Here is a 13,558-nt window from a genome sequence, read left to right as displayed (position 1 = left end):
CATGTAAAATTTCTTACTTAATCTGAGCTGCAACCTCTGCTGCGAAATCCTCGTTCTTCTTCTCCAGGCCCTCGCCCATCTCGAAGCGTGCAAAACGACGAACCTCTACGCCGCCCAGAATATCCTTAATGGTCTTGTCGGAATCCTTGACAAACTCCTGCTCAACCAGGCATACTTCCTTGTAATACTTGTTGATACGGCCATCAACCATTTTCTCAACAATCTTCTCAGGCTTGCCTTCCTCAAGAGCCTGCTTGCGGAGAACCTCACGCTCATGAGCAAGAGCGTCAGTATCAACATCAGCACGGCTGATGCACTGAGGCTTTGCAGCGGCAATCTGCATAGCAACATCCTTGCCCAGCTCATCCTCACCGCCGGACAGCTCAACGATAACACCGATCTTGCCGCCCATGTGGATGTAGGTAGCCAGCTTGCCATCCTCGGAAGTATAAACCTCGAAGCGACGGAGGGACAGCTTCTCACCGATGGAAGCAACAGCCTCGGTCATAACATCAGCAACAGTCTTGCCATCCAGCTCAGATGCATTCAGGGCATCCATGTCAGCAGGCTTGGTAGCAACGATATGCTCGGCAATCTTCTTTACCAGGTTCTGGAAGTTCTCGTTCTTTGCTACGAAGTCAGTCTCGGAATTTACCTCGACGATGCAGGCAGTGCTGCCGTTGGAAGCTGCTGCAACAACACCCTCGGAAGCGATACGGCCGGCCTTCTTGGCAGCCTTGGCAATGCCCTTCTCGCGGAGATAGTCAATAGCCTTGTCCTTGTCACCCTCGCACTCAACCAGGGCCTTCTTGCAGTCCATCATGCCTGCGCCGGTAATCTCGCGCAGTTCCTTAACCAATGCAGCAGTAATCTGTGCCATTATATATTTCCTCCTCAATTCTATGCGATATTTATAACAAAAAAGGGCAAAGGGATAAAAATCCTCCCTTTACCCCAATTAATTCTTATGTTGAGAAATTATCTGAGAAATAGGATTACTCAGCATCCTCAGCAGGAGCCTCTGCAGCCTCGCCCTGACGGCCCTCAATGATTGCATCAGCAATCTTGCCGGTCAAAAGGCGTACAGCGCGGATAGCATCATCATTGCCAGGGATTGGATAATCAATCTCATCAGGATCACAGTTGGTATCGATGATAGCAACGATAGGAATGTTCAGCTTGTGAGCCTCAGCAACAGCAATGCGCTCCTTGCGAGGGTCAACGATGAACAGAGCACCTGGAAGCTTGTCCATGTCCTTGATGCCGCCGAGATACTTCTCCAGCTTCTCCATCTCATGCCTCAGGCCCTGAACCTCTTTCTTGGTGAGGACCTCGAAAGTGCCGTCAGCCTCCATAGCCTCCAGCTCCTTCAGGCGGTTTACGCGCTTCTGGATAGTCTGGAAGTTAGTGAGCATGCCGCCCAGCCAACGCTCGTTTACGAAGTACATGTCTGCCTTCAGAGCTTCTTCCTTGATAGCCTCCTGAGCCTGCTTCTTGGTACCAACGAACAGAACGGTCTTGCCTTCCTCTGCTACGCTGCGTACGAAGTTGTAAGCCTCCTCAGCCTTCTTTACGGTCTTCTGCAGGTCAATGATATAGATACCATTGCGCTCGGTGAAGATGTACTTTGCCATCTTCGGGTTCCATCTCCTGGTCTGATGTCCGAAATGAACACCAGCCTCCAATAACTGTTTCATAGAAACAACTGCCATAGTGGTGCACCTCCTGTTTTTCTTTCCTCCGCCAGCCTCATCCTTTGTTAAACCATATAGGCACAGTACAAATATCAGCCGGCGTGCGTTTTTCTAATTACACCGCTTGCTACTATACCATATTTCTTGGTTTTGCGCAAGTTTTTTATCAAAAATACCATATCCGTTTTTCACTTCTGCAAAAGCACATAGCACCCCGGGGCAATCTCACGGGTTGCCTCTATCTCCACCGAAACGCCGAAGTCCTTTGCCAGCCCGGCAAAGTAATCCGTGCCTTTCAGCTGGTTTGCGGTATCCGGCGCCAGCTGCACCAGATAGCCCTCTGACACATGCTTCCTTGCCTCAATGCGCCTGATATCGCGGCAGATTTTGATGGCAACAGCCTCCGGGGAAAGCACCTTGCCGGAGCCTTCGCACACAGGGCAGACAGTATGCAGGAGATTTTCGATGTTGTGCCGGGATTTTTTCCTGGTAATCTCCACCAGCCCCAGGGAGGTAATATCCACTACATTGGTCTTTACCCTGTCCAGCTGTGCCAGATGTCGCAGCTGCTGCAAAAGAGCCTTGTTGTGGCTGTCCTTTTCCATGTCGATGAAATCCACAAGGATGATGCCGCCAATATCCCTGAGCCGGAGCTGCCGCATTATTTCCTCCGCCGCCTCCTGATTGAGGGCAAATGCCGTCTCCGCCAGATTCAAATCACCTACGAAGCTGCCCGTATTGACGTCAATAACAGTCATGGCCTCGGTCTTGTCAATCACCAGAAAGCCCCCGGATTGCAGCTCCACATAGCGGCTTTCCAGCTTGGCAATTTCTTCCTCAATGCCATACTCGCGAAAAATCTTCCGCCCCTCATAGAGCTGCACCCTGTCCGCCCAGCCGGCATCAATATCCTTCAAAAGCTCCTTGACACGCTGGCAGACAGAGGCATCATCTATCACCATCTGCGCCACATCATCATTGAATATGTCCCTGACGATGCGGATGACCAAATCCACATCCCGGTACAGGAGCCCGGTATTTTTGGTGATCCTCTCCCTTGCCTCTATGGACTGCCAGACCTTTGCCAGATAGCGTATATCCCTCTGGATGCTCTCCGCGCTCTGCCCCATGGCAGCCGTGCGGATAATCACTCCCATGCCCTCAGGGCATGCCGCCTTTACGATATCATAGAGCCGCTTCCGCTCCTCCTCCGAATCAATGCGGTGGGAAGTGCCGATATAAGAGGACCTTGGCATCAGCACCACATTCCTGCCGGGGATAGTCAGGTGCAGGGTAGCGCGGGGGCCCTTGCTGCCCACCTCATCCTTGGTAATCTGCACCGGCAGCACCTGCCCGATATGGATTTTTTTCCTCTCGCCGCCGGGATTTTCTGCCGTTTTGCCATCACCTATATAGAGAAAGGCATTTTTACTCCAGCCTATATCTACAAAGGCTGCCTGCATACCCGGCAATACGTTCTGCACTATTCCCTTGTAAATGTTGCCCACCAGATGGGAATGCCTGGGACGTTCCAGCTCCAGCCCTGTCAGCCTGCCGTTTTCCGTTACGGCAATCCGTGTTTCCTCTGGCATCACATTAACGATAATAGACCTCATAAAAGTCCCCCAAAATCACTTATTTGTTCAGCCGCTGGTCATGGCTGCTGCACCATTTTGCTGCCCCGGCAGCCTGCAATTTATACCAGCTCAATCAATGGCTTTCCCTGCCCCTTCATGGCAGTACGCCTGATGAGCACCCTGCTCAAAATCCCCGGCAGGCCGTACTCCTTCACTAAAAGCTCCAGCACCTCCCCCGGCTTCACGCTGCCGGTCTGGGTAATGGCAATATCCATATTCAGCTTCAGCAAATCCCCTGCCATGGACAGCTTCACAGGCTGCAGCATGTACTGCTTGGTTTCAATCTGCTTGTCCGTCTTCGGGGTAACCCGGTGCACAAATGCTTCCTTGGCCTCATTGTACGCCTTTACCGCATTGACTGCGCCATCCCAGCCAGCACCCTCCGCCATAGGCAGCAAAAGCTCGTATTCAGCTTCCTCCACCTCTGCCATCAGTGCCTTGTGCTTCTTCCCCTTGCAGGGCTTCGGCTCCCGGACAGGCTTCAATCGTAAAAGCTTTACCCCCTCCGGCAGTGCCTGGCTGAGCTTTTCAAAAACCTCCGGCTGGCAGAGGGGCCTGGTCAGCTCAAAATCCATATACTCCGCCTCGCTGACCACCCCCAGGGACAAGGCCGAGGCAAAGGCCATCTTGATATGGGGATTGAATCCCTCGGAGTAGGCCGCCGGCAGCTTGGCACGGCGGATGGCACGCTCCATCACCCCGGCATAATCCAGATGGGAAATATAGCGGATTTCCTCTCCCTTGGTAATTTCTGCCCGATACTTATACATGCTCACGCCTCCAATCCACAATCTTCGCCTCCAATGAAGGGCATACACCGCAGGCGGAGCATTTTCCCCGGCGGCAGTCCTCTGTCAGCTCCTCTGACAGAGCCTTCTTGTACTCACGGAGCAAAAATTCCTTGGTTACCCCCGGCGTAGTATGCTCCCAAGGCAGCTTCTCGCTTCGCTCACGGGTACGCTGGTTATACAGCTCCAAATCAATGCCGCACTTCTCAAAAGCTGCCAGCCACACATCGTTCTTGAAGTGGTCGGTCCAGCCGTCGAACTTCGCCCCGTCCTGCCAGGCCTGATAAATCACCTGGCTGATGCGGCGGTCACCACGGGCGATAGCCCCTTCCAGCACGCTGACGCTGGCCTCGTGATAGTTGAACTTAACAGCACGCTCCTTGATGCTGGCCCGCAGCAGCCTCTGGCGCCGCTCAAACTCCTCACGGGATACCTGTCCATACCACTGGAACGGCGTATGAGGCTTCGGCACGAAACAGGACACGCTGATGGTCACCGTCACGCCCCACTTGCCGGTTACTTCCTTGTATTTCTGCGCTACCTTCTCTGCCAGTCTGGCAATGCCCACAATATCCTCGTCAGTCTCCGTCGGCAGACCCATCATGAAGTACAGCTTCACCTGCTTCCAGCCCTGCTTGAAGGCAGCTTCCACCGCTCCCATGAGATTTTCCTCTGTAACGCCCTTGTTGATAACATCCCGAAGCCTCTGGGTACCTGCCTCCGGTGCAAAGGTCAGGCCGCTTTTCCTGACCTGCTGCATCTTATGTGCCAAATCAATGGAAAAGCTGTCTATGCGCAAGGATGGCAGGGAAAAGCTCACCTTTTCATCCTTGAAATCCGCAAACAGGTCATCTACCAGCTCCCCAAGGCAGGAATAATCTGCCGAACTCAGAGAGGTCAGGGACATCTCGTTGTAGCCGGTAGAATCCACCAGCTTCCGTGCCAGCTCCCGGAGCCTCTTGCGGCTGCGCTCACGGATAGGACGGTAGGAAGTACCTGCCTGACAGAAGCGGCACCCCCTGGTGCAGCCCCGGAAAAGCTCCAGCATAATACGGTCATGGACAATATCAATATATGGCAGTACCGGCTTTTCCACAAAAGGCACTGCATCCATGTCCTTAACCAGCCGCTTGTAAATCACAGGCCTTGCCTCAGGCTCCATAGGCTCGATGGAAGCAAACAAGCCCTGCTCATTGTACTCCACATGGTAGAAGGACGGCACATAGATGCCATCCAGCCCTGCTACACGCTTCAAAAAGCCCTTTCGTCCCCCGGGACGTCCCTCCTGCTGCCACTGGCTAAACAGGCATGCCACCTCGCCGATGACTTCCTCTCCTTCACCCAGGATAAAGAAGTCAAAGAAATCAGCAATGGGCTCCGTGTTGTACACGCAAGGACCGCCGCCTACGATAAAAGGCTCATCCTCGCCCCTGTCACGGCTCCATACGGCAATCCCTGCCAAATCCAGCATGTTCAGAATATTGGAATAAATCATCTCATATTGCAGGGAAAAGCCCAGAAAATCAAAATCCTTCACGGCATGAAAGCTCTCCAGGCAAAACAGCGGAATCTGCCTCTCACGCATAATTGCTTCCATATCCACCCACGGTGCATACACACGCTCGCAGGCGGTATCCTGCCTGCTGTTTAGCACCTCATAGAGGATTTTCAACCCCAGGTTGGACATGCCCACCTCATAGATATCCGACAATGCCAGGGCAAAATGGCAGGGCACGCTGTCCCAATCCTTGTGCACCGCATTCAGCTCATGCCCCGTATAGCGTGCCGGCTTCTCCACCGCCTGCAAAATCTCCGGTTCCAAGTTTATAATCAAAGCTCATACCTCTTTCTCTAGTTAAATCAACCACTGTTTCTATTCTAGATTTCCATTTTAAATTTCCATACTAAAATTGCAGCTTCTGATTGCGCAGATATATATTCATCAATATCGTAATCGCCCATATATTAGTAGTCAATGCACTGACACCGTAGCTCATAAATGGCAGCGGAATGCCCGTTACCGGCATAATACCGGCTGTCATGCCCACATTTACCAGCACATGGAAGGCCAGCATGGAGGTAATTCCCACCGCCAGCAGGGTGCCGAAGCTGTCCTGTGCCTGACGGGCAATCTGTATCCCGCGCCACAGCACCACCAGGTACAAAAGCAGCAAGACCACCGTGCCAATAAAGCCCCACTCCTCGCCTACCACGGCAAAGATAAAGTCCGTATGGTTCTCCGGCAAAAAGTTCAGCTGGCTCTGAGTTCCCTCAAAAAGCCCCTTGCCAAAGAGCATGCCGGAACCGATGGCTATCTTCGACTGGATGATGTGATAGCCTGACCCCAGGGGATCAACATTTGGATCAAGGAAAACCATGATGCGCATCTTCTGATAATCCTTCAGCACATGCCACAAAAGGGGCAGGCAGGCTATGCCCGTGCCGAAAATACCTGCCAAAAGCTTCAGGTTAATGCCGCAGGCAAAAATCATGCCGAAGAAAATCGCCATGAACACCAGCGAGGTGCCCAAATCCGGCTGCTTCATAACCAGCAGGAAGGGGACGCCCACATAGGCCGCCACCGGCAGCAGGTCGGACAGGGTGTTCAGCTTGCCCACCTTCTCCTGCAAGAGAGCCGCCAGGGAAACAATCATGATGATCTTGGAAAACTCCGAAGGCTGCAAGGTAATAGGTCCCAGCTGTATCCAGCGCTGTGCCCCCAGGGCTGACTGTCCCACAAACATAACCGCCAGCAGCATGACCAGGTTGAAAATATACATCTTCTGCCCATACCGCTGCAGCATCTTGTAGTCAAAATTCATCAGGAAGATGGCTACCCCTGCATTAATCAGGGCAAACATGCCCTGCCTCTGCACGAACCAGTATCTCTCCTCACTGGGTGTATTTACATGAGTAGCACTGCCGATAACAATCAGGCTGATAATGATTATTGCCGTTACCGAAAGCAGCAGCTTCATATCCATTTTTCTCAGCAGCTTTTTATCTAAAAACAAGGCCAATCCCTCCCGTCAAAGCCATGCAAAATAATTCCTTCTCAACCCTATAATGATAGCACGAACCAGCAAAAATAACAACAAAAAACGCCAATGCAAGCTCTGCATCAGCGTCCTTGAACAGCATATCATTGATGGCGCATATTCTGGACAGGAATATTTGCCACCAGTGCCACGGAATCCTCCACATTTTCCAGGGAAATCTCCATATCGCTCTGATTGATGACCATGTATTTGGAAATCACCTTGATAATATCGTCCCTGAGCTTCTCCATAACCTCAGGTGATACACTGGCACGGTCCTGGATAAGCACCATCTGCAGGCGCTTTTTGGCAACCTTGCCGGATTTTTCTTTCTTAAAAATGCTTAACAGTGAACTCAGCATTATCCAGACCTCCTTATATTCCCAGGGCTTTCTTCAGGCGTGAGAAGAAACCATCCTTGGCGAAGGTCATAAAAGGCACATCCTCCCCCAGCAGGCGGCGGACAATATTGTCATAAGCAATGCCTGCCTGGGACTTTGGATTGCCTACCAGCGGCTCGCCCCGGTTGGCAGAGGTAACCACCATCTCATCATCAGGTATCTGGCCGATACATTTGATGGAAAGAATGTCATCGATATCGCTCATATCCATCATATCGCCGCTTTCCACCATCTGCGGACGTATCCTGTTGACAATCAGGCTGATATTGTCCTTCTCAGCACGTCCCAGCTCACCGATAATCTTGTCCGCATCACGCACAGCGGAAACCTCCGGCATGGTGACAACAATAGCGCGGTCAGCAGCGGCAATAGCCGTCTTGAAGCCCTGCTCGATGCCTGCCGGGCAGTCAATAATCACATAGTCATACTCCTTGCGCAGCTCATCGCACAGCACCATCAGCTGGGCAGGATTGACAGCTGACTTATCCTTTATCTGGGAAGTAGGCAGCAAAAACAGGCTTTCATACTTCTTGTGGCGCACCAATGCCTTCTTGTACGGCACACGCCCCTCCGTAACATCTACCAAATCATACATAATGCGGTTTTCCAGCCCCAGCAGCAAATCGAGATTGCGCAGGCCTGTATCAGTGTCAATCAATACCACGCTCTTGCCCCGCTGTGCCAGCCCCACGCCAAGATTGGCGGTAGTGGTAGTCTTGCCTACGCCGCCCTTGCCGGATGTAACTACAATAACCTCACTCATCAGAACAACATCCTACCTTTCTGTTACCTTCCAAATTATCTCTACAGCAATTATATAGCAACTATACAGTAATTATACAGTAATTCTCTTTCCGGCAGTTACCTCTCTATCGGCTCAATGATAATCTGCCCGTCCTTTATATAAGCCTTCTCGGCATAATCGCTCTTTTCCGGGTTGTCCGGGGAGCGGGCTATCAGGTTGGCAATGCGTATCTGCATAGGCATCAGCCTGTCTGCCACCACAAATGCCTGATAGTCCCCCATAGCTCCGGCATGGACAATCCCCCGGCAGTTACCGCGGACATCAATGCTGCCGGCTGCCACAATCTTGGCACCGGGATTTACATTGCCGCAGATCATCACGGAGCCCTGGGAGGTAATCTCCTCACCATTCCTGACTGTACGGTTGATGACGGTCATCACCTGCTGCTCCTCAGTCAGGCGGCTGCCGCCCTCTGACTGAAAGGACTGCTGAGCTGCCTGCACAGGCGGCTGCATGCCGCGCCCCCCGGAGCTTCCCTGCTGCTCCTGCCGCCTGAGAGGCTTCCTGTCACCTGCAGTCACCGCCAGCCCCTTGTCCGTAAGGAATTCCTTCAGGCCGCTGCGCACGGATTTGCTGAGATCTGCCACCACCAGCTGAAACTCTGTACCCTTGGGGAAAAACTCAGGATGCTCGGAAAGCTTTTTTTCCAGCTCCTCCTGCACATCAGCAAGCTCTGCCGAGCTGTCTATCATCAGCTGAAAGCCGCCTGCACCGCCCTTGATTTTGATTAGTTCCCTTGCCATACAAACACCTCTCGCAATTACTGCTTTTTCTGAACCTGTGCCGTTGCAGCCGCCCTTGCCCTGGCTTCCGCCTCAGCCTTGGCCTTTGCCTTGGCTGCCACCTGGGCCGGGTCCGGGATATGGAAGGCCGCATCCAGGATTTTCTTGCCGATAGGCACCGCAGACTGGGAGCCGTAGCCGCCCTGCTCAACAATCACCGCTACCACGATGGTAGGATTGTCAAAAGGCCCATAGGCCACAAACCAGCCGTGATCCCTGCCGTGGGGATTCTCCGCTGTACCTGTCTTGCCGGCAATCTCCACAGGATAATTTTTGCCGAAGATAAAAGCCGCAGTACCATATTTGGTAACCTGATGCAATCCAGCCTGCACCAGGCGGATAAACCTTTCCTCCACATCCAGCTGGCTCAAAAGCTCCGGCTTGAACTGCTTGACCACATTGCCATTCACATCAACGATTTTATCCACCAGATAAGGCTTGTACCTCTTGCCATCAGCGGCAATCTCTCCCATGATGGAAGCCGCCTGCAACGGTGTCACCAGATTGAAGCCCTGGCCAATGGCAGCATCAAAGGTCTCTGCCAGATACCAGTCCTCCTCAAAAACACGCCTCTTGTACTCCTTGCATGCCACCAGTCCCTCTGCCTCATAAGGAAGGTCAATACCTGTTGTCTTCCCCATGCCGAACATGCGGGCATACCGCTCAATCTGGTCAATGCCCAGACGATTGCCCATCTCATAAAAATACACATTATCCGAATGTGCCATGGCTTCCTCAAAATTCAGCCAGCCCAGTGCCTCGCCACCGGCATTGCCCTTGGGGATAATCCAGTGATGGCCGGAGTCAAAAATCTTCTCCTCAGGAGTTACCTTTGCCTCGGACAGGGCTGCCGTGCCGGTGATAATCTTGAAGGTGGAGCCAGGAGGATACTCACCGGTAATGGCCTTATTGTCCATAGGATAATAAGGATTGTTGTTGATTACCGCCCAGTCCTTGGAGGAAATGCCATTGACGAAAAGATTGGGGTCAAAGGCAGGACGGCTGACTATGGCCAGCACCTCGCCGGTATGAGGGTTCAGAGCCACAGCTGCCGCCGCATGGGCGCCAATCTGCACCAGCTGCTCATCGATGGCCTTTTCCGCTGCCGCCTGAATTTCCTGATCGATAGTCAGGTGCAGGTCATTGCCGGGAATAGGATTTTTCTTGCCCAGCACCTGCACAGGCTTGCCGGTAACATCCACCTCCACCTGCTCGCCGCCGTTAGTGCCCCGCAGGTACTGGTCATAGACCTTTTCCAGCCCGAACTTGCCGATGATGTCACCGCTCTTGTAGCCCTCATCCTTCTTTTTTTCCAGCTCCGCATCGCTGATTTCACTTACATAGCCATAGGCATGGGCGCCCTGGGTCTTGTAAATATAATCGCGGATAGGCAGGACCTCCACTACAACCCCCGGATACAAATCCTTCTGCTCCGCGATAATCGTAGTCAGCTCCGGCCCCACATCGGTCTTGATGCGGATGGGGTCAAAACCTACATGGGCAGCAATCTTGCTGTGGATTTCCTCCACCGGCACATTCAATAGCGCCGACAGCCTGCTGATGACCTCCTCGGAAATGGGCTCCGTCAGGGGCAGCAGGGAAACGGTAAACCCGGGATGATTCGTTACCAGGATATTGCCGTTCCTGTCGTACATTGTCCCTCTCGGGGCAACCGAAGGAACCAGACGGATGCGATTGCCGTCTGCCAGATTTGCATAATATTCGCCATCGTACACCTGCAGATACCCCATCCGGGCAATCAATGTACTGATGACAAGAACAATGATGATGCTCAGCACCTTCAGCCGTCCACTAAAAATATCCTTATCCGACATTTAAATCTCCCAATCATCTATATGCCAGCAAAGCACTGGCAAAATAAACAACAAAATGTGGCAGTCCCTGCTGCCACAAATTTATTTTTTTTCAGATACACGCTTGTCAACCTTGTGCACCATTACATGCACCGGCCAGGCAAAAACTATGTTGTAGCACAGCATGGGCAGCAGCTTGTACTTGATATGCGCCAACGGAAAGAAGCCATACCCCAGCAAGAGAAAAATAATCTCAAACAGGCAGAACACCGAAATGGTGCTCATCCATGCCGCCGCTATAGGCAGGATAAAGCTGTCCCGGAGCACCCTGTTGGAAAAAATGCCGCAGCAGTACCCCATCATCATGTTGGCAAAGGTATTCATGCCCAAAAAGCCGCCGGAGGCAAGGTCTTTGAAAAGCCCCAGCAAAAAGCCCATAAAGCAGCCCAGCCGCCTTCCCTTCAGAAAGGCAAAGGAAATCGTAATCAAAAGCAACAGATCAGGCCCGATGCCGCGATAAAAAATCAGCGGCAGGAACGACGTCTGCACCACATAGGCTGTCACCACCAGCGCCAGCCAGTACAAGAAAGTCCTCATTTTTCACTGCCCTCTGCCTTGATAAAATTGCCATCCTTATCGGTCTCCGTGCCCGGAGTCTGCGGTGGCGGCGTCAATGCCGCAGGCGGAGCCTCACGGGATGCCGTAATAATCAGCACATCCTCCAGCCGCTGGAAATCCACTGCTGGTTCCACCACGGCAACCTCCAGCAGTCCGCCGCCGTCATCATGAAGCGACCTGACCTTGCCCACCATGATGCCCTTGGGGAAAATCCCGCCAAAGCCTGATGTGATGATGATATCCCCCTCCACCACGTCAGAATTTTTCGGGATATTAATCATATTTGGTGTCAGGGCATCCTCGATATTGCCCTGCACAATGCCTGCCACCCTGGATTCCGGCCTCTGTATCAGCGTACCCACGGAGCAGCGTGGATCCAGCACCAGCTGTACCTTGGCAGCATTGGGCGAAACCTCCGTCACGACGCCTACCAGGCCCTTTTCCGTCACCACCGGCATATTCCTGGCAACACCGTCACTGCTGCCCCTGTTTACTACAATCATGCTGGTCCAGGTAGCCTGTTCCCTTCCAATCACCTGGGCTGCCATCAAATCAAACTGGGAAGCTGTCTGCTTGTAGCCAAGCAGATTGCGCAGCCGCTCATTTTCAGCAGCATACTCGGCAGCTGTCAGGTTCTGCTGCCTCAGCTGCACTACCTCGTTTTTCAGCAGCTCATTCTGATAGTAGGCAGACACCAGCTCCCAGATTGCCGAGGTAACGCCATTGACCTGATAGCCAGCCCAGGACACCGCCCGCTGGAAGGGAGCCAGCGCCCCCGTTACCGCCTGGCTGCTGACAGGGGCGGAAAACCTGCCCCTTGCCGCAAAAAATATAATCACAAAGATACTGACCGCCACAAAAATCAGCAGCCAAACCGTGCGCTGTGAATTTTTATCTCGCCGTACCCTGTTCATCTTATCTCAACTTCTTCGTAGTCATAACAACGCGCTTCAACAGCTCAATGTTCTCAAGGGAACGCCCGGTACCCTCGCCAACGCAGGACAGGGCATCCTCAGAAACCAGCACCGGCATGCCGGTCTCACGGCTCAGGAGCTTGTCAAGGCTGGTCAGCAGGGATCCGCCGCCGGTCATCATGATGCCATGATCCATAACATCGGCAGCCAGCTCAGGCGGAGTCTTCTCCAAAGTGCCCTTTACTGCATCCACAATCTTCTGCACCGGCTCACTGAGGGCGGAGCAGATTTCGCTGGACACGATCTTGATGGTCTTTGGCAAGCCGCTGACCAGATCGCGGCCGCGGATATCCATGGTCTTTTCCCTGGATGGCTCTGCAATGGCAGTACCGATATTGATCTTGATTTCCTCCGCAGTACGCTCACCGATCAGGAGGTTGTACTCACGCTTGATATACTGGATGATGGAAGAATCCATCTCATCACCGCCGATGCGGATGGAGCAGCTGGTAACGATGCCCCCCAGGGAAATAACTGCAATCTCGGTAGTACCGCCGCCGATGTCAACCACCATGGAGCCGGTAGCCTCCTCTACAGGCAGCCCTGCACCAATAGCGGCAGCCATAGGCTCCTCAATGAGATACGCCTCCCTGGCACCTGCCTGCTGTGCTGCATCAATAACGGCACGCTTCTCCACCTCGGTAACGCCGGATGGTACGCCCACCACTACCCTTGGACGCACAAAGGACTTGGTATTCATGGCCTTTCTGATAAAGTACTTCAGCATGGCCTGAGTCACATCAAAATCCGCGATGACGCCATCCTTCATAGGGCGGATAGCCACAATGCTGCCAGGAGTACGGCCAATCATGCGCTTCGCCTCGTCGCCTACAGCCAGCACATCACCAGTATCGCTCTTTATTGCTACAACAGACGGCTCACGGAGGACAATGCCCTTGCCCTTGATATGAACCAAAGTGTTTGCTGTTCCCAAATCAATACCCATGTCATGGGATAAACCACCAAAAATGTTCCACATGTTAAAAATTACTCCCTTCAAAAATAGA

The 13,558-nt window shown here is 52.8% G+C and carries 11 protein-coding genes and 1 pseudogene; all 12 read right to left on the bottom strand.

Going from position 1 to position 13,558, the window contains the following annotated elements:
- Window positions 1–13: 13 nt before the first annotated feature.
- The 12 genes and pseudogenes from tsf to FYJ84_RS00075 all read right to left on the bottom strand — a co-directional run bounded on the left by tsf (window position 14) and on the right by FYJ84_RS00075 (window position 13,530).
- The gene (gene tsf, locus FYJ84_RS00130) at window positions 14–880 is read right to left on the bottom strand and encodes a translation elongation factor Ts (RefSeq protein WP_154404932.1); all 867 of its coding nucleotides are present in this window, start codon (window positions 878–880) and stop codon (window positions 14–16) included.
- A gap of 115 nt (window positions 881–995) precedes the next feature.
- Window positions 996–1,712 (bottom strand): 30S ribosomal protein S2, encoded by a 717-nt coding sequence (gene rpsB, locus FYJ84_RS00125; RefSeq protein WP_154404930.1) that lies wholly within the window; start codon window positions 1,710–1,712, stop codon window positions 996–998.
- A 170-nt stretch (window positions 1,713–1,882) separates the two neighbouring features.
- Complete coding sequence (locus FYJ84_RS00120; RefSeq protein WP_154404928.1) at window positions 1,883–3,310, bottom strand: Rne/Rng family ribonuclease; 1,428 nt, start codon at window positions 3,308–3,310, stop codon at window positions 1,883–1,885.
- Between the two features lie 80 nt (window positions 3,311–3,390).
- Window positions 3,391–5,950: pseudogene (locus FYJ84_RS00115) on the bottom strand (TIGR03960 family B12-binding radical SAM protein).
- Between the two features lie 73 nt (window positions 5,951–6,023).
- Window positions 6,024–7,133: a rod shape-determining protein RodA gene (gene rodA, locus FYJ84_RS00110; RefSeq protein WP_154404926.1), complete on the bottom strand. Its 1,110-nt coding sequence runs from the start codon at window positions 7,131–7,133 to the stop codon at window positions 6,024–6,026.
- A 128-nt stretch (window positions 7,134–7,261) separates the two neighbouring features.
- Entirely contained in the window at window positions 7,262–7,519 is a 258-nt protein-coding gene (gene minE, locus FYJ84_RS00105) for a cell division topological specificity factor MinE (protein ID WP_154404924.1), read from the bottom strand.
- Window positions 7,520–7,532: 13 nt separating this feature from the next.
- Window positions 7,533–8,321, bottom strand: coding sequence for a septum site-determining protein MinD (gene minD, locus FYJ84_RS00100; protein WP_154404922.1), 789 nt, complete (start codon window positions 8,319–8,321; stop codon window positions 7,533–7,535).
- A gap of 98 nt (window positions 8,322–8,419) precedes the next feature.
- A complete protein-coding gene (gene minC / locus FYJ84_RS00095) occupies window positions 8,420–9,106 on the bottom strand; it encodes a septum site-determining protein MinC (RefSeq protein ID WP_154404920.1) in 687 nt (228 codons plus the stop codon).
- Between the two features lie 17 nt (window positions 9,107–9,123).
- Window positions 9,124–10,980, bottom strand: coding sequence for a penicillin-binding protein 2 (gene mrdA / locus FYJ84_RS00090; protein ID WP_154404918.1), 1,857 nt, complete (start codon window positions 10,978–10,980; stop codon window positions 9,124–9,126).
- An 81-nt stretch (window positions 10,981–11,061) separates the two neighbouring features.
- The gene (gene mreD, locus FYJ84_RS00085; RefSeq protein WP_154404916.1) at window positions 11,062–11,556 is read right to left on the bottom strand and encodes a rod shape-determining protein MreD; all 495 of its coding nucleotides are present in this window, start codon (window positions 11,554–11,556) and stop codon (window positions 11,062–11,064) included.
- Window positions 11,553–12,491 (bottom strand): rod shape-determining protein MreC, encoded by a 939-nt coding sequence (gene mreC, locus FYJ84_RS00080; RefSeq protein ID WP_154404914.1) that lies wholly within the window; start codon window positions 12,489–12,491, stop codon window positions 11,553–11,555. The genes mreD and mreC overlap by 4 nt, the downstream gene beginning before the upstream one ends.
- 1 nt (window position 12,492) lies before the next feature.
- On the bottom strand, window positions 12,493–13,530 hold the full coding sequence (locus FYJ84_RS00075; RefSeq protein WP_154404912.1) for a rod shape-determining protein: 1,038 nt from the start codon (window positions 13,528–13,530) through the stop codon (window positions 12,493–12,495).
- Window positions 13,531–13,558 lie beyond the last annotated feature (28 nt).

Source organism: Anaerovibrio slackiae, from assembly GCF_009695585.1.
Lineage (GTDB): Bacteria > Bacillota > Negativicutes > Selenomonadales > Selenomonadaceae > Anaerovibrio > Anaerovibrio slackiae.
Note: the sequence above shows the minus strand (reverse complement) of the source record. Positions and strands in the feature narration are given on the sequence as shown.

Bases quoted from the DNA above. Each gene is read 5' to 3' on its own strand.
- minE (WP_154404924.1), bottom strand. From the start codon at position 7,519: ATGCTGAGTTCACTGTTAAGCATTTTTAAGAAAGAAAAATCCGGCAAG.
- FYJ84_RS00120 (WP_154404928.1), bottom strand. From the start codon at position 3,310: ATGAGGTCTATTATCGTTAATGTGATGCCAGAGGAAACACGGATTGCC.
- minC (WP_154404920.1), bottom strand. From the start codon at position 9,106: ATGGCAAGGGAACTAATCAAAATCAAGGGCGGTGCAGGCGGCTTTCAG.
- mrdA (WP_154404918.1), bottom strand. From the start codon at position 10,980: ATGTCGGATAAGGATATTTTTAGTGGACGGCTGAAGGTGCTGAGCATC.
- mreC (WP_154404914.1), bottom strand. From the start codon at position 12,491: ATGAACAGGGTACGGCGAGATAAAAATTCACAGCGCACGGTTTGGCTG.
- mreD (WP_154404916.1), bottom strand. From the start codon at position 11,556: ATGAGGACTTTCTTGTACTGGCTGGCGCTGGTGGTGACAGCCTATGTG.
- tsf (WP_154404932.1), bottom strand. From the start codon at position 880: ATGGCACAGATTACTGCTGCATTGGTTAAGGAACTGCGCGAGATTACC.
- minD (WP_154404922.1), bottom strand. From the start codon at position 8,321: ATGAGTGAGGTTATTGTAGTTACATCCGGCAAGGGCGGCGTAGGCAAG.
- rpsB (WP_154404930.1), bottom strand. From the start codon at position 1,712: ATGGCAGTTGTTTCTATGAAACAGTTATTGGAGGCTGGTGTTCATTTC.
- FYJ84_RS00075 (WP_154404912.1), bottom strand. From the start codon at position 13,530: ATGTGGAACATTTTTGGTGGTTTATCCCATGACATGGGTATTGATTTG.